The organism is Pseudonocardia endophytica, from assembly GCF_004339565.1.
GTDB classification, from domain to species: Bacteria; Actinomycetota; Actinomycetes; order Mycobacteriales; family Pseudonocardiaceae; genus Pseudonocardia; species Pseudonocardia endophytica.
This window is the reverse complement of record NZ_SMFZ01000002.1, coordinates 3,223,879-3,243,865: the sequence shown is the minus strand read 5'-3', so window position 1 is coordinate 3,243,865 and position 19,987 is coordinate 3,223,879. Positions and strand designations below refer to the sequence as shown.

The 19,987-nt window shown below is 74.2% G+C and carries 16 protein-coding genes; 2 read left to right on the top strand and 14 right to left on the bottom strand.

What is annotated here, in order from left to right; all coding sequences use genetic code 11:
- The first annotated feature begins 33 nt into the window (after positions 1-33).
- Together EV378_RS33770 and EV378_RS36645 are read left to right on the top strand one after the other, a co-directional pair.
- Positions 34-822: an N-acetyltransferase gene (locus EV378_RS33770; RefSeq protein ID WP_132431916.1), complete on the top strand. Its 789-nt coding sequence runs from the start codon at positions 34-36 to the stop codon at positions 820-822.
- A complete protein-coding gene (locus tag EV378_RS36645; protein ID WP_132431914.1) occupies positions 819-1,388 on the top strand; it encodes a hypothetical protein in 570 nt (189 codons plus the stop codon). Before EV378_RS33770 ends, EV378_RS36645 begins: the two co-directional genes overlap by 4 nt.
- Here EV378_RS36645 and EV378_RS33760 read toward each other — a convergent pair.
- The 14 genes from EV378_RS33760 to uvrC all read right to left on the bottom strand — a co-directional run bounded on the left by EV378_RS33760 (position 1,352) and on the right by uvrC (position 19,880).
- The gene (locus EV378_RS33760; protein WP_132431912.1) at positions 1,352-2,305 is read right to left on the bottom strand and encodes a hypothetical protein; all 954 of its coding nucleotides are present in this window, start codon (positions 2,303-2,305) and stop codon (positions 1,352-1,354) included. The two genes, EV378_RS36645 and EV378_RS33760, sit on opposite strands and share 37 nt — an antisense overlap.
- Complete coding sequence (locus EV378_RS33755; protein WP_132431910.1) at positions 2,302-5,655, bottom strand: AAA family ATPase; 3,354 nt, start codon at positions 5,653-5,655, stop codon at positions 2,302-2,304. Before EV378_RS33755 ends, EV378_RS33760 begins: the two co-directional genes overlap by 4 nt.
- Positions 5,655-6,809, bottom strand: a complete 1,155-nt coding sequence (locus EV378_RS33750) for a metallophosphoesterase family protein (RefSeq protein ID WP_132431908.1) — start codon at positions 6,807-6,809, stop codon at positions 5,655-5,657. Before EV378_RS33750 ends, EV378_RS33755 begins: the two co-directional genes overlap by 1 nt.
- Positions 6,809-8,551, bottom strand: coding sequence for an ATP-binding protein (locus tag EV378_RS33745; RefSeq protein WP_207908942.1), 1,743 nt, complete (start codon positions 8,549-8,551; stop codon positions 6,809-6,811). The genes EV378_RS33750 and EV378_RS33745 overlap by 1 nt, the downstream gene beginning before the upstream one ends.
- A gap of 56 nt (positions 8,552-8,607) precedes the next feature.
- A complete protein-coding gene (locus tag EV378_RS33740; protein ID WP_132431906.1) occupies positions 8,608-8,973 on the bottom strand; it encodes a DUF2795 domain-containing protein in 366 nt (121 codons plus the stop codon).
- Complete coding sequence (locus EV378_RS35685; protein WP_165922610.1) at positions 8,970-9,143, bottom strand: hypothetical protein; 174 nt, start codon at positions 9,141-9,143, stop codon at positions 8,970-8,972. The genes EV378_RS33740 and EV378_RS35685 overlap by 4 nt, the downstream gene beginning before the upstream one ends.
- Positions 9,144-9,344: 201 nt before the next feature.
- Positions 9,345-11,366, bottom strand: a complete 2,022-nt coding sequence (locus EV378_RS33735) for an ATP-dependent Clp protease ATP-binding subunit (protein ID WP_132431904.1) — start codon at positions 11,364-11,366, stop codon at positions 9,345-9,347.
- 64 nt (positions 11,367-11,430) lie between these two features.
- A complete protein-coding gene (locus EV378_RS33730) occupies positions 11,431-12,534 on the bottom strand; it encodes an SCO family protein (RefSeq protein ID WP_132431902.1) in 1,104 nt (367 codons plus the stop codon).
- Positions 12,531-13,475, bottom strand: a complete 945-nt coding sequence (locus tag EV378_RS33725; protein WP_132431900.1) for a HEAT repeat domain-containing protein — start codon at positions 13,473-13,475, stop codon at positions 12,531-12,533. The genes EV378_RS33730 and EV378_RS33725 overlap by 4 nt, the downstream gene beginning before the upstream one ends.
- 15 nt (positions 13,476-13,490) lie before the next feature.
- Complete coding sequence (locus tag EV378_RS33720) at positions 13,491-14,807, bottom strand: tyrosinase family protein (RefSeq protein WP_132431898.1); 1,317 nt, start codon at positions 14,805-14,807, stop codon at positions 13,491-13,493.
- A 65-nt stretch (positions 14,808-14,872) separates the two neighbouring features.
- The gene (gene whiA / locus EV378_RS33715; protein WP_132431896.1) at positions 14,873-15,862 is read right to left on the bottom strand and encodes a DNA-binding protein WhiA; all 990 of its coding nucleotides are present in this window, start codon (positions 15,860-15,862) and stop codon (positions 14,873-14,875) included.
- Between the two features lie 123 nt (positions 15,863-15,985).
- Positions 15,986-16,948: a gluconeogenesis factor YvcK family protein gene (locus tag EV378_RS33710; RefSeq protein WP_132433094.1), complete on the bottom strand. Its 963-nt coding sequence runs from the start codon at positions 16,946-16,948 to the stop codon at positions 15,986-15,988.
- A 5-nt stretch (positions 16,949-16,953) separates the two neighbouring features.
- Positions 16,954-17,868: an RNase adapter RapZ gene (rapZ, locus tag EV378_RS33705; protein WP_132431894.1), complete on the bottom strand. Its 915-nt coding sequence runs from the start codon at positions 17,866-17,868 to the stop codon at positions 16,954-16,956.
- Positions 17,865-19,880: an excinuclease ABC subunit UvrC gene (gene uvrC, locus EV378_RS33700; protein WP_132431892.1), complete on the bottom strand. Its 2,016-nt coding sequence runs from the start codon at positions 19,878-19,880 to the stop codon at positions 17,865-17,867. Before uvrC ends, rapZ begins: the two co-directional genes overlap by 4 nt.
- Positions 19,881-19,987: the final 107 nt, after the last annotated feature.

Below are 19,987 nucleotides of genomic sequence, written 5' to 3'. Positions count from 1 at the left end.
CCCGGCCGGGCGGCGCACCCACACTGACCGGCCATGACCGACGCTCCGGTGCTGAGCACGGGCTGGGAGCGCGACGTCCCGGTGTCCGACACGCTGTCCCGGCGGTTCGTGTTCGCCTACGCCGACCGGATCCAGGAGATGGCCCGGCGCTCGGGTGGCCGCACGGCCGAACGCCCCGGTGCCCGGATGGCCGATCTCGGTTCGCCGTTCGGCTACGACAACGCCGTCGTGCTCACCGAGCCCCCGCGACCGGAGCAGATGCCGTCGCTGATCGCCGCGGCGCACGAGTTCTTCCCGCCGGAGCGGTGGTGGGTGCTGCTGTCGCTGTTCGCCACGCCCGACCTGGGCGAGCTCGGCCTGGTGCCGGTCGGGCACCCGCCGCTGATGCTGCGCCCGCCGGCGCCCGCTCCGCCGCCGCACCCGGACCTCGACGTCCGCACCGTGACCGACGAGGAGACGCTCGCCGACTTCGGCCGGACGCTGGTCACCGGCTACGGGCTCGACGACGTCGGCGTGCCGGCCGTCGCCGACCTCTCGCTCGTCGGCACGCTGCTGCACCTGGTCGTCGGGTACGCGGACGGGGAGCCGGTCGCGACGGCGGGCTCCGCCGTGCACCACGGCATCGTCGAGGTCGACTGGGTGGCCGTGCTGCCCGGGGTGCGGGGCTGGGGTTACGGCGGAGCCGTGACCGCCGCCGCGACGACCGTCGCACCGGACCTCCCCGCCCTGCTGATCTCCAGCGACGACGGTCACCCGGTCTACCGACGTCTCGGCTACTGGGACCTGTACCGGACCACGATGTGGGAGCATCCGCCGCCATGATCCTCACGGGTGCCGGGGTGGACGCGACAGTGCCGGAGATCTGGTCCGCCCGGCCGGGCGACGGGATCGTCGAGCCGGCGGACGTCGTGATGGACCGCGGCTTCGACGTCCGGGCCGCGCTCGAGGCGGTCTGGCCGTGGCTGGTGCAGCTCGGCAAGGGCCGGGCCGGGTGGTACCTGCCGCGTCGGCTGGAGCGGTTGCTGCCCCACGGCAACCGCGCCGCACGGTTGATCGATCCCCGATGGCAGGCGCTCGCGGTAGGCGACGTGATCCCGGACTACGGCGGGCGCGACGAGACGTTCACCGTCGCGTCGATCGACCCGCCGTCGTCGCTCGTGTACCGGTCGACGCGTGGCCGGATGGGCGTGAGCTGGGCGATCACGCTGCGCCCCAGCGGGAGCGGGTCGCGCGTCCACCTGAGACTGCGGCTCGGCCCGGTGCGTCGGCGGTGGCTCGCGACCACCGTGGGGGAACTGTTCGACGCCCTGACGATCGCGGGCATGGCGGCGGGACTGGCCGAGCGGGTGGCTCAGCCGTCCGACGCCGCGCGCCGCAACGCGCGGTAGAGCAGCGCGGAGTCCCCGAGCCTGCGACGCAGCTCGCGCTCCAGCCCGCCGATCGGGTACAGGTTCTGCGGAGCGCGGGAGTCCTTGTAGGACACCGAGGCGAAGCGGGGCAGGACCCGCTGGGTGACTGCGGCGGTGCGGACGGCCGCGTCCGGGGACAGGGTCGCGGAGCACTCGACGCGCACGACGCCCGCCCACGGCGCGCCCGGCGGGCACGGCAGCCGCAGATACCAGGTGTGGCGCTCCCACGAGCCGACGATCCGGAACACCGGCGTCCGCTCCCCCGCCCGCAGGCGCGGCACGACGGCCGCCAGCTCGGACGGCAGGTAGTCGCTGCGGTGGGTCTTCACCACACCGATCACCCGCGGCAGGTCCTGGCTGCCGCGCACCGGACCGTCGACGACGAGCAGGTCGTCGGTGTCGCTCCGTCCGTCGCGTGCCGTGCCCGCCGCGACGAGCTCGGCCTCGGCCAGGTCGCGCTGCAACGCCAGCGACAGCAGCTGCATCGGGGCGACGTCCGGCCGGTCCGGTGTGGACGTCGCGCGGTAGGCGCCCGCGCCGGTCACGACGTCGACGGCGTCCGGCGCGGTGGTGAACAGGCCGCGGCGGACCACGACGCCGGACTCCAGGTGCGCGCCATCGGCGCAGCAGCAGACGACGCCCGCCGCGTAGGACGCGCACAGCCCCGGCGCCGCCGCACCGTCCGACCCTCCGACCCACACCTGCGCGTCCACCCGGCGGACCCCGTCCACGAACAGCACCGCGGACGGCGGCTCGACGGACGGGTCGAGCGGCACCGGCGCCCACGCCGACGGCGCGACCTCGACGCCGGCGTCCACGTCGGCGGCAGGCTCCTCCGGGCCGGAGTCCAGGCTGGTGCCGTACGACGGGTCCCACGGGTCGACGCTGAACTTCACGGCTGACCACCGCCGTCCGCGCGCTCGATCGTCGACGTCCGCTGGTCGCGCCGCACCACGAACCGCACCGGGATCCGTTCGGCCAGCGCGGCGACGTGGGTGATCACCCCGACCATCCGGTCGCCCCGGGTGGCGAGGTTCTCCAGCGTGCTCGCGACCGTCTCCAGGTTCGCCTCGTCCAGCGTGCCGAACCCCTCGTCCAGGAAGATCGACTCCAGCCGGGGTGCGCCCTGCGCGGCCAGGCCGGACAGCTGGTCGGACAGGGCCAGCGCCAGGGCCAGGCTGGCCTGGAACGTCTCCCCGCCGGACAGCGTCTTCACCGGGCGCAGCGCGTCCGCGTCGGCGTGGTCGACGACGAGGAACTCCCCCTTGTCGTGCGTCAGCGCGAACTGGCCGCCGGACAGCACGGCGAGGCTCTTCGACGCGTCCGTGACCAGGGCGTCGAGCGCGGACGCGACGAGCCACTGCGGGAACCGGTCCGAGCGCAGCTGGTTCCCGAGCGTCCTGGCGACCTGCTGGCGCTCCCGCGCGGTCGCGTGGTCGGCGCGGAGCTCGTCCGCCTCGGCGCGGCGCAGGGTGATGCGGGCGTGCTCGGCCTTCGCCTCGGCCAGCGCGGTCGCGACGGCGGCCGGGGCACGCCGCGCGAGCTCGTCGGCCCTCTCCCCCGCACCGACCGGGACCTGGGATCGGGTCAGCTCGTCCCGCAGGCCCGCCAGCAGTCCGTCCCGCGCGGCGTCGGCCGCCTCGGCGGTGGCGGTGGCGTCACGGACCCGCTCGTCGCGGATCGCCGTCTCGGCGACGGCCCAGGTGGTGAGCGCCGACCAGGCCGGTTCCAGACCGGGTCCCTCCGGCAGCGACGGCGGACCGAGCGCGAGGACCGCCTCCCGGGCGTTCCGCAGCTCGTCCTGCGCCGCGGCGACGTCCCGGCCGGTCCGCTCCGTGTCGGCCCGCGCTGCCCGCAGCTCCGCGCGGGCCTCGCCCATCGCCGCCTCCGCCGCTGCCGCGTCCCGCTCGAGTGCGGCGACGCGCTCCAGCTCGGTCGCGGCCCGCGCGTCGGTCGGTGCCCCGTCGAGCGCGGCGCGCAGCTCGCCAGCACGCCCGTCGGCGGCGTCCAGGGTGGACACGGCCTGCTGCTCGGCGCGGACGGCGGCCGTCTCGGCGGTCCGGGCCGCTGCCGTCCGTTCGCGGGCGGCGGCGAGAGCGGCGCCCGCCGTGTCCCGGTCCCGCACCGCGGACGCCGCGGTCTCGCGGGCGGCCGGGATCGCCGCGTCGCGCACCGTGCTCTGCGCGGCGGCCCAGGCGACGAGGTCGTGCCACCCGGCCACCGGGTCGGCGGCCGACGCCGGCATCCGTTGCCCGTGCTCGCCCGGCTCGATACGGCCGAGCGGTTCGCGCGCGGACTGCAGACCGCTCGCCAGTGAGTCGGCGTCCCGGCGCAGGGAGGCGACCCGTTCCGTGGCCGCGTCGCGGTCCCGGCGGGCGGCGCGCACCGCGGTGGCGGCGCTCTCGGCGTCGGCGGCGCGGCGCCGCAGGTCATCCAGCGCTGCGTCGACCCCGGCCGCGTCCGGCCGGCCGGCGAGAGCGAACTCCAGGCGGTCGACCTCGGCGGCCGCCCGCTCGGCCGCGCCGGTGGCCGTCGTGGCCGTGGCCCGTGCACGGTGGTCGTCCGCCTGGGCCGCCTCGTCGGCGTGCTGTGCCTCCTCGACCGCGGACCGCAGGGCCGCGAGATCGCCGTCCGGCAGCGGCGGCGGGAGCACCGCGACGGTCTGCGCGCAGACCGGGCAGTCGTCGCCCTCGACGAGCGCGGGGCGCAGCACGGCGGCGAGGTCGGCCCGCTCGGCGGCGGCCAGCGCGGAGCGTGCGTGCTCGAGGCGGTGCCGGGCACCGTCGCGGAGCTGCCCCGCCTCGTCCGCGGCGTTCCTGGCCCGCTGCCTCTCCGTCTCGGCGGCGCGGGCGGCGTCACGGGCCGCGGCCAGCGACTCGTGGTCGCGGCGGGCACGTTCCAGCGGCTCACGCTCCGGAGCGTCGGCCACGGCGGCACGGACCGTCTCCTCGGCGGCCTCGGCCTCGGCGAGCACCCGGTCGTGGTCGGCGAGCGCGGCGTCCGCATCCGCACGACGGGTCGCCAGGTCGTCGAGGCCGTCCGGGAGCCCGAGCGCGGCCAGTGCATCCCGGTCCGCGACGAGTGTCGCGACCGCCGTCTCCGCCTCGGCCGCGGCCGAGCTCGCCCGCTCGTGGGCGGCACGTGCGTCGTCCTCGGCGGCCGATGCGGCGGTCACCGCGGCCGTCGCGGCCCCGGCCGCCGCCGACGCGTCGTCCCGCGCGGCCAGCAGCCCCGGCCGTGCGGCATCCAGGCGGGCGAGCTCCGCGTGCCGCTCTCGGACCTGCTCCAGCCGCTCCCGGCCGGGTGCCGCCGCGCGGGCGGCGCGGGCCGCGGCATCGGCACGCTCGGCCTCCTCCGCCCGCGCGGCCGCGGTCTCGGACCGCGCCAGGTCCCGCGCGCGGCGCGCGTCGAGCTCGGCGACACCGTCCGGCACGGTCAGGCCGGCCAGCGTGGTCCGCTCGGCGGAGGCGGTGGCGGCCGCCGTCCGCGCGGCGTCCCGCTCGGCCGTCAGCGACTCCAGGCGCGGCACCAGCTCGCCGACCCGCGTCTCCAGCTCGGTGACCAGCGTGACCCGCCGTGCGGCGGCGTTCTCGGCCTCGGCGGTGTCCGCGGCATAGCGCTCCAGCTGCTCGTCGAGGAACTCCACGCGGTCCTGCTGCGTGCGTGCCTCGCCGTTGGCGCGGCGCATGATCTGGTCGTAGACGCCGAGCCCGAGGATCCGTTCGAGCTTGTCCTGGCGCTCGCGCGGCGCCGCGTGCAGGAAGTCCGCGAAATCGCCCTGCGGCAGCACCACACACGTGCAGAAGTCGTCGAACGGCAGTCCGAGCAGCGTCTCGACGGCCTCGGACACCTTCGACGAGCCGTCCTCGACCGGGATCGTGTCCTCGCCCGGCTCTCCGGTCCCGTTCGGGTCGACGAGCTTCTCCAGCCGCGCCTCCCGCACGGTCACCGACCCGCTGGCGGCACGACGCAACTCGCGCGCGACGACGTAACGCTCGCCACCGACGTCGAAGACCAGGGAGACCGTGCCGCGTCCGGCCGTCGGCGCCAGGGCGAGGCGGACGGCGCGCCGGTCGTCCCAGCGCGGGACGGACCCGTAGAGGGCGAACGTCATCGCGTCGACCACCGTGGACTTGCCGGCGCCGGTGGGGCCGACGAGCACGAAGTAGTCGGCGCCGGTGAAGTCGACGACGGTCGGCTCACGGAACGCGGCGAACGACTCCATGCGCAGGACGACGGGCCGCATCAGCGGCTCCCGGTCACGTCGTCGTGCAGCCGCGCGAACAGCGCCTGAACGCGTTCGTCGGCGATGCCGTTCTCGGTGAGGTACTCCGCGAACAGCTCCGACGGGTGGCGTTCCGGCCCGGTCCGCGGCCGGGACACCGTGAGCGGCGCGGCGAACTCGGGGTCGATGCGCACCTCCAGCGCGTTCGGCAGCAGGTCGGTCACGTCGTCGCGCAGGCCGGCCCGTGCGGGTTCGCGCACCCGGACGCGCAACAGGGCGTCGCCGACGTCGTCGGCCATCTCGGCCAGCTCGGCGACGGTGCCGGTCACCGTCCGCAGCCTGCGCCCCTCCGTGATCGGCACGTCCGTCACCTTCGCGGGCGTCGTCGGCGTCACGTCCACGACGCACACCACCGGCTGGTTCTCCTGCTCGCCGAAGTCGACGGCCAGCGGGGCGCCGCTGTAGTGCACCGGGCAGGCCGCCGGCATGCGCTGGCGGCGGTGCAGGTGACCGAGCGCGACGTAGTGCGCGTCCACCGGGAAGATCGTCGCGGGCACGGCGTACTCGAGGATCGACTGGGCCTCCCGCTCGCCGCCGCCCCACGCACCCCCGCGGACCGTGAGATGCGCCGTCACGAGGTTCACCGTGTCCGCGCCGAACCCGGCCGTGAGCGCGGAGAGGATCTCGCGCAGCTGCTGGTCGTACTCCGCGGTGTGCCGATCCGGGGTCTGGGTGACCAGGTCGGCGGCGGTGACGGCATAGCGCTGGGACAGGAACGGCAACGCGGCCAGCCGGGCCCGCTCCCCGGTCCGTGCCGTCAGCTCGACGACTCCGCCCTTGTCGGCCGTGCGCACGTCGCCGACCAGCGTGATGCCGGCGGCCAGGGCCAGCGGGCGGTAGGCCTCCAGCGCGCGGGCGTGGTCGTGGTTGCCGGCGATCGCGACGACGGAGGCGCCGTCCCTGGCGAGCCCGACGAGGGCGCGCATCACCAGGCGTTGTGCCTCCGCCGACGGGGCCGCCGTGTCGTACAGGTCGCCCGCGACGAGCACGACGTCGACCTCGTGGGAGCGCGCGACCTGCACGATCTCGCGCAGCACCCGCTCCTGCTCCTCGAGCCGGGAGCGGCCCTTCAGCGTCTTGCCGACGTGCCAGTCGGCCGTGTGCAGGATCCGCATCAGAACGGGGCGTCCTCGTCGTCCGCCGGACCCGGCATCCGCGCGAACGGGTCCCGCGACGGGCGCCCGTTCGACCGCGCCGACGGCGGCTCGGGTGGGCGGGACGTCACGTCGGCCTCCGACGAGCGCGTCGCCCAGGCCGGGAACGGGAACTCGACGGCGAGCGGAACCGGGATCTCCGGCTGGGACACGAACATCGCACCCGGCTTCGCCAGCGTCGCGCGGGTGCGCTGCGAGGACGGCAGGAACCCGTACTCCGGGCGCCCGGCCTCCGCCGGGTCGAGCCTGCCCACCACCTTGATCGACGAGTTCGAGACGATCCGGCGCTCCACCTCGCTGGCCGTCTGCTGGGCGCCGATCAGGATGATCCCGAGCGAGCGGCCGCGCTCGGCGATGTCCAGCAGCACCTCCTTGATCGGGCTGGAGCCCTCGCGCGGGGCGTACTTGTTCAGCTCGTCGATCATCGTGAACAGCAGCCCTCCGGTGCCGGACGACTCCTTGCGCGCCGTCTCCGCGGCCAGCACCACGCCCACCACGAACCGCTGCGCCCGCTCCGGCAGGGTGTGCAGGTCCACGACGGTGACCTGGTGGTTCTCCGTGGAGACGGTGCGGCCGGGCACGTCCGCGAGATCCCCGCGCACGAGCCGTCGCAGCGGCTTGAGACTGGAGCGCAGCCGGCGCAGGAACGCGTTGATCGTCCCGGTGCCGGTGACCGGGCCGGCCCACTCCCGGCGGTCCTCCTCGTCGGCGAGCCGGTCGGACACGAACTCGACGAGATCGTCGTACGTGCGCAGCGTCCGGCCGCCGATCCGGACGGCGCCCTGGTCGATCTCCGTCGCGTCGTGCCGCAGCCGGGCGGCGACCTGGTGGATCACGGTCGTGTACTGGTTGCGCTCGTCCTCGGCGTCCGCGAACGCGTACGGCAGCAGCTCACCGCGGCAGAACTCGGCGAGCGTCCACCAGAACGGCGTGACCCCGGACGTGCGGCCGGTCACGTCCGGGCGGCCGGACGGGTCGTCCACCACCGGCGGCGCGAAGAACCCGGCCGACGAGAACGGCTCGGCCGGCAGTCCGAGCTGCGTGTATCGGGCACGCTGCTCGTCGTCCAGCCGGGCGTTCGCGTGGTCGAGGAACAGCAGGTCCTCGCCCTTGACGCTGAACACGAGCGCCTTCGTGTTCACGGCGCGGCGGCCGAGCACCGTCGAGTTGAAGATCGAGTACAGCAGGAACAGCGCGAAGCTCGTCTTCGTCGCGACACCGGAGATGCCGCTGATCGAGACGTGCCCGCCGCGGGTGCCGTCCAGGAACTCGAAGTTGCAGAACACCGGCTCGCCGTCCCGGCCGAGCCCGACCGGGACGCGGTGGTCCATCTGGTCGAAGTACAGCGCGGACTCGCGCTCCTCACCGGTCGCGCGACGCGCCTCGGAGCCAGGGGTCGGCGGGACGTAGCACTCCGGCTCGACCCGCGTCGTCGTGATCTCGGCGATCTCCTGCACGTGCGCCGGGAGCACGCCGTCGGCGATCAGGAACACGTCCGACCCGAACGTCGCGCCCTCGTGCCGGGCACGCACCTCGGTGACCACGCCGGACGTCGAGACCGTCCCGATCCCGGGCACCGGTCGCCGGGTGACCACCACGTCGTCGAGCTGCAGGTACTGGCCGGGCGCCAGCCCGACCGAGAACAGCAACGGCGTCGAGTCCTCGGTGCCGGCGACGAGGCCGACGGGGTCCGGATCGGTCACGGCCGTGACGATAGGACCCGGCACCGACAACCGTGCCGCTCACCCGACCGGGGCACTCACGGTGTTCGGCGCGGTCCGTTCGCCGGGGCGCGCATCGGCACGACGACGCGGCCGGGTGCGTGGCCCGGGTCCGGCGCGGTACGCCCGGCCGGGCCGGTGAGCACGTCGATCACCACGGACAATGACGGGTAGTTGCCGTCCGGCAGCCGCCCGATCGCCTGGCGCAGCGGGCCGCCGACGCCCCACGAGTCGGCCTCGGCGATCACCTCCCAGCGCCGGGCAGGGAACCGCAGCCCGGACAGCACGTGCGCCAGGCTCTCCCGGAGCTGGGTGACGTGGGTGGGCGGCGCCGGGCGCGCCTGCGCAGGTTGCGGCGTGCCCTCCGGACGGCGTGGAGGCGTCTGGCCTGCGGGAACGCTCATGCCGCACGCTCCGCGTCGGCGTCGGCGTCGGCGTCGGCGTCGGCGTGCTGGGCGCCGGTGCAGGCCGGGTCGTCGTCGAGATGCCGGAAGCTCAGCCGCTCGACCGGCGTCACGTCCGGTTCGACCGGTTCGGCGTGCCGGAACACGCGGAACACGGTGCCGGTCGACAACGGTCTCCAGCATCGTTCGCAGAGTCGTGTGCGTGGGGAGTCGGGCACGATCGTCACCACCTGAGGAGTCGCAGTGCAACCTCGCCCCCCTTCGCCCGGCGATCACCGAGCGTATGGTGAGGTCTGCCACAGTGTGTGGTATGGACCACGCCCACGGCCACCCGTGACAGGGTGACGTCCCACTGTGCGGAACGAAACGCCCTAGTCTTCCGGTGAGAGTGCGATCGCGTCGTCCACCGCGGCCAACCGGATCCGCCGCCCGGCCGTCAGCTCTCCGGACAGCAGCAGGCGGGACAACGGGCGCTCGACCTGACGTGCGATCGTCCGGCGCAACGGACGGGCGCCGTGCTCAGGACGGTGGCCGTCGCGCGCGAGCAGGGCGACCGCCTCGTCGTCGACGACGAGCTCGACGCCCCGGTTCCGGAGCCGCCCGACCGTCTCGTCGAGCAGCATCCCGGTGATCCGCTGCAGCTCGTCCGGCCGCAGGGGCTCGAACAGCACGATCTCGTCGATGCGGTTGCAGAACTCGGGCCGCAGCCGGCGGCGGGCGAGGTCGACGACGTCGTCACGCAGAGTGTCCACCGGTGTCCCGGAGGCGGCCGCGGCGAGCAACCGGTCGGCCCCCAGGTTGCTGGTCATGATGATCACCGCGTGCCGGAAGTCGGCCGTGCGGCCGCGGGAGTCCGTGAGCCGCCCCGCGTCGAGCACGCCGAGCAGCGTCCCGGTGACGTCCGGGTGTGCCTTCTCGATCTCGTCGAGCAGCACCACGCAGTACGGGTCGCGGCGGACCGGCTCGGTCAGCTGCCCCGGCTCGTCGTGGCCGACGTAGCCCGGCGCCGCGCCGACCAGGCGGCTCACCGACGCCGCGTCGGCGTACTCGCTCATGTCCAGGCGCACCATGCGGTCCGCGGAACCGAACAGCGCCTCGGACAGCGCCCTGGCCAGCTCCGTCTTGCCGACGCCGCTCGGCCCGAGGAACAGGAACGAGCCGACCGGTCGGTCCGGGTGCCCGAGCCCGGCCCGGTTCGAGCGGACCGCGTCGGCGACCGCCCCGACGGCCTCGTCCTGTCCGACCACGCGCCGGTGCAGGTGCTCCTCGAGGTTCAGCAGGCGGTCCCGGTCGGTCACCGAGACGTCGGCCACCGGGACCCCGGTGCGGGCCGCGACGACCTGCGCCACGTCGTCGGCGGTGACCTCGGGCCGTCCGGTGGACGGCCGGGCCGTGCCCAGCCGTTCCAGCTCGCGGGTCAGCAGGGCGGCCCGCTCGAAGTCCTCGACGTCGACGGCGACGTCGCGCGCCCGGCGCAGCTCGTCGGCCTGGCGGTCCGGGTCGTCGGCTCCGCCTCCGGCTCGCAGCGCGACGCGGGCCGCCGTGCGGTCGATCAGGTCGATCGCCTTGTCCGGGAGGAACCGGTCGCGCACGTAGCGCACGGAGAGCATGACGGCGGCGTCCAGGGCGGCGTCGGTGAGCGTGACGCCGTGGTGGCGCTGGTACCCGTCGCGCAGGCCCCGCAGGATCGCGGCGGTCCGCTCCGGCGACGGCTCCGGGACCACCACCGGCTCGAACCGCCGCTCCAGCGCCGCGTCCTTCTCGATGTGCCTGCGGTGGTCGGCCGCCGTCGTCGCGCCGATCATCCGCAGCTCGCCGCGGGCGAGCGCGGGCTTGAGGATGGCGCCCGCGTCCATCGGAGCGCCCTCCGCGGACCCGGCGCCGACGACCATGTGCAGCTCGTCGACGAACAGCACGACCGACCGGTCGGCGGCCACCTGGTCGACCACCGCGGTGAGCCGCTGCTCGAACTCGCCCCGGTACTTCGTGCCGGCGACCATGCCGGCCAGGTCGAGCGCGACGATCCGGGCGTCGCGCAGCGCGGCGGGTGCCGCACCGTCGGCGATGTGCTGGGCGACGGCCTCGACGACGGCCGTCTTCCCGACGCCCGGGTCGCCGAGCAGCACCGGGTTGTTCTTCGTCCGGCGCCCGAGCACCTCCAGCACCTGGGCGATCTCGTCGTCACGGCCGATCACGGGGTCGAGGCGCCCGGCGCGGGCGTCCGCGGTGAGGTCGCGGCCGAAGCGCTCCAGCGGCCCACCGCCGCGCGTGCCGGGCTCACGGGGGCGGGACCGCCCGTCGGGCTCGTCGTCGCGTTCCAGTCCCTCGAACAACCGCCCGACGAGGTCCTCCAGCGGGCCGAACGGGTTGCTCGGCCGGGGGTCGTCGGGCATGGCGGGTCCTCCTGCGGTGGGTCTCCCGCCATCATGCGCCCACCGGCGGGTGCTCCGCCGACGATCAGCTCCCGGACGCCCGGTCCAGCGCCGCCAGCACCTCCTCCGGCTCCCAGCCGACGCGGGTGAACGACGCGGTCACCCGGCCGCCGGCGTCCAGGACGTGCAGCTCGATCCGGTGCCTGCCGACGGTCGACGCGCCGTAGCCGACCCCGAGGTCGAAACGCGCGCGCAGCTCGTCGAAGCCGGAGACCGCCCGGAAGAACCGGGTGTCCGGACCGAAGCACAGGCCGCGGTCGGCGCCGTAGGTGCGGAGACGGTCCGGACGGTCGAACGCGGGGTCGTACGTGATGCCGGCGATCCGGACGGTCGGCCCCCCGGCGTCGAGCGCACGGCGCAGTGCGACGAGCCGGCTCACGGTCGCGGAGCACTTGTACGGGTTCTCGCAGCGCGTGTGGAAGAACGTGACCACCGACGGCCGGCCGACGACGAACTCGTCGAACCCGATGTGCCCGCCGTCCTGGTCCTCGAGCTCGACCGGGCCCGTCCCCACCCCGTCCGGGATCACGGCCGTGGACGAGCAGCACGGGTGGACGGGCTCCGGGGCGTCCTCCGGCAACGCCGCGACGGCCTCCGCCACCCGGGCCCTTGCGGCGGCGGGCAACCGGCGGCTCTCGCCGGCCAGGCCGAGGAGCACGGCGCGAGCGGTCGGATGCGACGACGCCAGCGCGACGAGCGTGGTGATCACCTCCTGCGTGCCGGTCGTCGGGCTCGTGAACGGCCAGGACGGCCGGTAGCTCTCGAACGAGACCGTCGCGTCGATCGCGACGAGGTGCCGGACGGCCCGGCCCAGCGCCGCGACGACGTCCGCTGGCGGGTCGGGGTGGCCGCGCACGCCGATCGCCGCGCCGGCGATCTCGTAGGCCTCCGCGCCGAGCTCGAGGGACTCCCGGACGTACGGCAGCGCAGCGTCCGGCATCCCGGCGTCGGCGAACGCGGCGAGCACGTACCCGCGGATCCGGGTCGCCTCCGGTGCGTCGCGCCCGTCGAACAGCGGGCCGTTCTCCGGGAGGAGCGCGACGAGCTCGTCCCCGGCATCCGGGCACCGGCGCAGGGTGTCGATCCACTCCCCCGCGTCGGTCCCCGGAGCCGGCCGGGCCGCGGTCATCGGTCGGGACCGCGGTCGAGCATCTCCTGTGCGGCGGCCGCGGCGTGCGGTGCGGAGGCGTCGTCACGGATCTCCCGCACCCGGTCCAGGAACGCGCCGTCCTGATAGACCGCCTCGGTGTCCCCGAGGTGCTGGAGGGCGGAGAGGCTGACGGTGCGGACGTCGTCGTAGTCGCCCGAGTCGACCGCGATCTCCTTCGCCACCTCCTGGAAACGGTCCGGGTCCAGTGCCCGCAGCGACGCCGCGCTCTGCTGACGCACGGCGCGGTACTCGTCCTGGTTGCGCAACGCGGCCTCGACCTCGTCCCGCGCATCCGGATACGACCCCAGGTAGCGGATCGCCTCCTGACGTTCGTCCGGCGAGTCGCTGGCGAGTAGCTCGCGCAGACGCGGGAGGTTGTCGAGGTGGTCGTCCTCGGCCAGGGCACGGATCGCCGTCGGACGGTCGACGGGGAGGTCGCCGTTCCCGTCCAGTCCGTCGGCCAGCATCTCCTGCAGCACCGGGTCGTGCTCGTTGGCCAACGTGCTCACGGCCCGTCTCCGCAGGTCGGCATCGTCATCGGTCAACAGGTCCCGGAGCACGTCGCGATACGCCGTCAGGTACGGCTCGAACGTGTCGACGAAGAACGCCGCGGCCCGCAGTGCGGCCAGCGCGTCGAGCCGGAGCGAGGACGCGTTCGCACGCTCCCCGACGACCTGCAGGAGGCACTCGATGCCCCGGCCGGTCGAGACCAGGACAGGTCGGCTGCGACGCAGCACCTCGGTGCGACGATCGGCAGGCAGGTCGGTGTCGGTCAGCGCGGCGGCCGCGGCGGCGATGTGATCGTCCGTGGTCGCGCCCTGGTCGGAGGTGAGCTCGGCGACGTAGGCGTCGTAGTCGGCGGCCACCCGGTCGATCTCGCTGCGGAGCCGGGCGTCCTGGTCTGTCGGGGTGTCGGACATCGGTGTCTCCCTCGATCAGGTCGCGACGCCGTACGGGACGTCGTCGTAGCCGAAGTTCATGTCGGATCCGGGTGAGAGCAGACCGTGGTAGTCGATCATGTCGCCGACGGTCGGTTTCGCGGCCTGCGCCGGCCAGGCGGCGGCGGGCACGGGCACGAACGCTCCCCGGGGAGCGTTCGGCGGTCGACTCGGGTCCTGGGCCTGGGTGATGCCGTTCCACGGCCACATCGTGTCGAGCAGGTTGTGCCCGATCTGCGTGGCCGGGTTCGACCGGGCCGTGCCACGGAAGAAGTACGTCCTGATCTGCGTGCCGTCGAAACGGTCGTTGAGCCGCTGCCAGCGGGCCCACAGCCGATCGACGTTGCTGTGCAGCAGGAAGAACATCGGATCGCGCGGGGCGGTGTTGGTGGCCGAGAGCCACCCGTCGAAGCTGCTGTGCGCGGCTCCGTGCGGATCACCCTCCATCCGGCGGAACCCGCGGAGGGTGTCGGCCTGCTGGGTCGTGACGCCACCGTTGTCGAAGAACGCGCCCGGCGCGGGACCACCGAGAGCCAAGGTCGTCGCCTCCCCGCTGACGAACGCCGGTTGGTCGGCCGCGAACTGCGGCTCGCGCCAGATCCCGGGCTCACCGTCGGTCTGCCAGTTGCTCAGCAGGTTGTTCGGGTCGAACACGACGTTCCTGGCCGCACCCTGGCGACCCATGAACTGCTCGGTGAAGACGTTCGGGGCGGGTCGGTCGAAACGCCAGTACGGCAGGGTCACCGCGGGGTTCTTCTTCTGCAGTTCCCGCTCGAGGTCCAGCAGGTAGGCGCGGTGCCAGGCCAGGAAGCCGGAGAAACCATGCGCCTGACGCAGGGCCGACCGTTCCCGGTGCATCTCGCGGAAGTTCTGGAACAGACCGTTTCCCTCGTCGTTCACCTGGGCGAACGCCGTTGTGAACCGGACCTGCTCGGCCGGGGTCAGCGTGTTCGCATCCTTCCGGATGCGGACCATGACGGACTTCGAGGCCAGCACCGGCTTGTCCGGCTCCGCGACGGACAGCCCCGCGTCCAGGTCGTCGATGCTCGCCGTGCCGCCGGCGACCCAGAACTCGACGGTCGCGCCGGGATCGAGCTTCAGGTCGAGCGTCGGCGTCCGTTCCATGTTCTGCCGGTTCGTGCCGAAGACGAGCTGCCCGCCGGTGTCGGCGCTGTTGGCGAGGCGCACGGTGACCGCGCTGAGGGCACGGCCCCCGGGGTCCGTGCGCGTGAGGGTGGCCCGTGTCGGGGCCCAGGTCAGGTAGTTCCGCCCGGACTGCTTGTCCGCGCGGTCGATCGTGATGTCGATCTGCATGGGACACCTCCGTAGGACGGTGGTTGCCCCGGCGAACTCGCACGTAGCGGGCCCGCGTTACCCCCTCACGCCTGCTCTTCCTCGAGCAGGTCGGCAGTGACTGCGGACTCCGTATCCGGGATACCCAGATCGGCCGCCCGCTTGTCCGCCATGTGCAGCAGACGGCGGATCCGGCCCGCGACCGCGTCCTTCGTCATGACCGGGTCGGCCAGCTGGCCCAGTTCCTCCAGCGACGCCTGCGTGTGCTCGGCACGCAGCCGTCCGGCCGCCTGCAGGTGCTCCGGCACGTCGTCCCCGAGGATCTCCAGCGCGCGCTGCACACGGGCGGCCGCGGCGACGGCGGCACGGGCCGAACGGCGGAGGTTCGCGTCGTCGAAGTTCGCCAGGCGGTTCGCGGTCGCGCGCACCTCGCGGCGCATCCGCCGCTCCTCCCACACGAGCACGCTCTGGTGCGCTCCCATCCGGGTCAGCAGCGCGTGGATCGCGTCGCCGTCGCGCACCACCACCCGGTCCGCACCGCGCACCTCGCGCGCCTTGGCCGTGACGCTCAGCCGCCGCGCGGCACCCACCAGTGCCAGCGCCGCCTCGGGTCCGGGGCAGGTGACCTCCAGCGCGGAGCTGCGGCCCGGTTCGGTGAGCGACCCGTGCGCCAGGAACGCGCCCCGCCAGGCCGCCTCGGCGTCGGAGAGGTCCCCGGAGACGACGGGCGGCGGCAGCCCGCGGACCGGACGGCCACGGTTGTCCAGCAGGCCGGTCTGGCGGGCCAGGCCCTCACCGTCGCGGACCACGCGGATCACGTAGCGGGCGCTGCGCCGGAGCCCGCCCGCGGTGATCACGTGCGCGTCGGCCGTGTGCCCGTACAGCTCGTGGATCTCGCGGCGCAGGCGCCGGGCGACCGACCCGGTGTCGACCTCGGCCTCGATGACCACACGGCCACCGACGATGTGGAGTCCCCCCGCGAAACGCAGCAGGGCGGCCACCTCGGCGCGCCGCGACGACTGCTTGGTGACCGAGAGCCGGCTCAGCTCGTCCTTCACCGACGCGGTCATGGCCATCGCGGGCTCCCTCCGCTCGGGTTCTGCTGCATCACGTCTCCCTCGCCCAACGCCCACACCTCGCGCCCCGGTACGCCCGTACGGAACACAACCGCCTGGTCGGAGCATCGCTGTTGCGCTCCGTCACCGGTCGCGCCCTCCCCCTGCACCGACCAGGTCCACCAGACACTCGGCCAACGCCGCCGGATCGTGACGCGGTGTCGACGATCCACCGTCCGCGACCTCCGCGAACCGCACCTGCCCGTCCGGCGCCAGCATCGTGGCGGCCGATCGGCGGAGCCGCTCCGGCAGCGGCACCGACGCCGTGTCCGCCAGGACCGCGTGCACCGCGAACGACGGCGCGTGTCCGGACAGTACATCCAGATGCTGCTCCGGCGAGAAGCCGGCGGTCTCCCCCGGCTCCGGCGCCAGGTTCAGCAGCACGACGCGGCGGGCGGCCGTCTTCAGCAGCGCGTCCCGCAGCCCCGGTACGAGCAGGTGCGGCAGAACGCTGGTGAACCAGGATCCGGGCCCGAGCAGCACCACGTCGGCGTCGACGACCGCCTGGACCGCCTCCGGGCACGCGGGGGGCTCGTCCGGCCGCAGCCAGACGCGATGCACCCGGCCCGGGGTGGACGCGACCGCCACCTGGCCCCTGATCCAGTGCGTCCCGCCGACGTCCGGCAGCTCGACCTCGGCCTCGATGTCCAGCGGGACGGTGGCCATCGGCAGCACCCGGCCGTGGCAGCCCAGCAGACGGGCCAGGGCGTCCAGGGTGGCGACCGGGTCGTCGGTGACCTCCAGCAGCCCGGCCAGCAGGAGGTTCCCGACGGCGTGCCCGGCCAGCGCGCCGGTGCCCCCGAACCGGTGCTGCACCAGATCCGCCCAGAACCGGCCCTGCTCGTCGTCGGCGGCCAATGCGGCCAGCGCCATCCGCAGGTCCCCCGGCGGCAGCAGCCCGAGCTCGCGGCGCAGGCGCCCGGACGACCCGCCGTCGTCGGCGACCGTGACCACGGCCGTGACCTCGGAGAACACGTCCGGGCGGCGGCGCAGCGCGGACAGCGTCGCGTGCAGGCCGTGTCCGCCGCCGAGGGCGACGACGCGCAGACCCGTCATTCCCGCCCCACGTCCCGGTGGGCGACGTTGACCTGCACGTTCTCCTCCCCCGCGAGCCGGCGGCCGAGCTCCTCGGAGATCGCCACCGACCGGTGCTTGCCGCCGGTGCACCCGACCGCGACGGTCAGGTACCGCTTGCCCTCGCGGCGGTACCCGGCCCCGACCAGGCCGAGCAGCTCCAGGTAACGGTCGACGAACTCCCCGGCGCCCTCCTGGGACAGCACGTAGTCACGGACCTCGGGGTCGCGGCCGGTGTGCCCGCGCAGCTCCGGGATCCAGTGCGGGTTCGGCAGGAACCGGACGTCGACGACCAGGTCGGCGTCCAGCGGCAGCCCGTACTTGAAGCCGAACGACAGCACGGTCACGCGGGTCGCCGCCTCGGTGCCCGGATCGGCGAACGAGCGCTCCAGCGTCGTGCGGAGGTCGTGCACGGACAGGTTCGACGTGTCCACGACGAGGTCGGCGTCCTCGCGCAGCGGGCGGAGCACCTCGCGCTCGGCGTTCAGCCCGTCGGTGATCCGTCCGTCGCCCTGCAGCGGGTGCGAGCGCCGGTTGTTCTCGAACCGGCGGACCAGGACCGCGTCCGACGCCTCCAGGAACAGCAGCTTCGGGCGGTACCCGCGACCGTCGAGGTCCTTGATCACGGAGCCGAGGTCGTCGGTGAACGCCCGGCTGCGCACGTCCATCACGACCGCGATCCGGGTGACCTCGCCCCTGGCGCGCGACCCGAGCTCGACCATCGTGGCGATCAGCTCCGGCGGCAGGTTGTCCACGACGAACCAGCCGAGGTCCTCCAGCACCTTGGCCGCGGTGCTCCGGCCCGCCCCGGACAGGCCGCTGACGACGGCGACCTCGATGCCGGGGGCCGCCGGGCCGCCGTTCGGGTCCGTGGCCCCCGCCGTCGCCGTCATCGCCGTCCCTCCGTGCCGACCGTCTCCTGGTCCGCGCCCGCGCCACCGTGCAGTGCCGCGAGCACCGACTCCGCCGTGCGCCGCCCGAACCCGGGCACCTCGCTGATCTCGTCGAGGCCCGCCGCGCGCAGCTTGCGCACCGACCCGAAGTGCTTGAGCAGGGCCTGCTTGCGCGCCGGGCCGAGGCCGGGCACGTCGTCCAGCGCCGAGGTGGTCATACCCTTGGAACGACGCTGGCGGTGATAGGTGATCGCGAACCGGTGCGCCTCGTCGCGCACCCGTTGCAGGAGGTACAGGCCCTCGCTCGAGCGGGACAGGATCACCGGATCCTCGTCGTCCGGCAGCCAGACCTCCTCCAGGCGCTTGGCCAGGCCGCACACCGCCACGTCGGTGATCCCGAGCGCGGCCAGCTCCGCCGCCGCGGCGTCGACCTGCGGCTTCGCGCCGTCGACGACCAGCAGGTTCGGCGGGTAGGCGAACTTCTTCGGGCGCCCGGTCTCCGGGTCGATGCCGGTGCGGATCGCGGGCTCGGCCTCCTGCGTCGGGTCCACCTCGCCCGATCCGCCCGTGTCCAGCGTCTCGCCCGCCGTCTCGGCGAGGTACCGGCGGAACCGGCGGCGCACGACCTCGGCGATCGACGCGACGTCGCCCTGCTCCGCCGCGTCCTTGATCTCGAACCGGCGGTACTCGGACTTGCGGGCCAGCCCGTCCTCGAACACGACGAGCGAGGCGACCACGTTCGTGCCCTGCACGTGGCTGATGTCGATGCACTCGATCCGCAGCGGTGCGCTGTCCAGCCCGAGGTTGTCCTGGATCTCCTGCAGGGCGGCCGACCGGGCCGTGAGATCGCCTGCCCGGCGCAGCTTGTGCTGGGCGAACGCCTCCTTCGCGTTGCGTTCGACGGTCTCGGCGAGCGCCCGCTTGTCACCACGCTGCGGGACGCGCAGCTGGACCCGGGAGCCCCGCAGGCCGGACAGCCAGCGCTCCTGCGACGCGGCGTCGTCCGGCAGGACCGGGACGAGGATCTCCTTGGGCACCGGCTGGGTGGCGTCGTCGGCCGCCTCGGCCAGCGCCGCCTGCTCGCCGTAGAACTGGCTGACGAACCGCTCGACCAGCTGCGCCGTGTCGGTCGGCTCCACCTTGTCGATCACCCAGCCGCGCTGGCCGCGGACCCGGCCGCCACGCACGTGGAACACCTGGACGGCGGCCTCCAGCTCGTCCTCGGCGAACGCGACGACGTCGGCGTCGGTCCCGTCGCCGAGCACCACGGTCTGCTTCTCGACGGCGCGGCGCAGGGCCCCGAGGTCGTCCCGCAGGCGGGCGGCCCGCTCGAACTCCAGGTTCTCCGACGCGTCGGCCATGTCCCGCTCGAGCCTGCGGATCATCGCGTCGGTCCGGCCGGACAGGAACTCCGAGAAGTCCTCGACGATCTCGCGGTGCCGCTCGGCGGTGACGTTGCCGACGCAGGGTGCGGAGCACTTGTCGATGTAGCCGAGCAGGCACGGTCGCCCGATCTGCCCGTGCCGCTTGAACACACCCGCACTGCACGTCCGCGCGGGGAACACCCGCAGCAGCAGGTCGAGCGTCTCCCGGATGGCCCAGGCGTGCGCGTACGGCCCGAAGTAGCGGACGCCCTTGCGCCGCGGACCCCGGTAGACGTAGAGGCGCGGGTACTCCTCGTTCATCGTCACGGCGAGCACCGGGTAGGACTTGTCGTCCCGGTACCGGACGTTGAACCGCGGGTCGTACTCCTTGATCCAGTTGTACTCGAGCTGGAGCGCCTCGACCTCGGTGCCGACGACGGTCCACTCGACCTTCGCGGCCGTGGTCACCATCCGGCGGGTGCGCGGGTGCAGGCCGGACAGGTCCGCGAAGTACGAGTTCAGCCGCTGGCGCAGGCTCTTGGCCTTGCCCACGTAGATGACCCGGCCCCGCGGGTCGGAGAAGCGGTAGACGCCCGGCGACTCCGGGATGGTGCCGGTCGCCGGACGGTAGGAGCTCGGGTCGGGCATGGTGACTCCCAGAGTAGATCCGGGCACCGACAGGTTGTCGCCGCACCCGGGGCGCGGGCCCGACGATCACGACGGTGTAAGGAACTGTCGGTGGGCCGGGGTACACA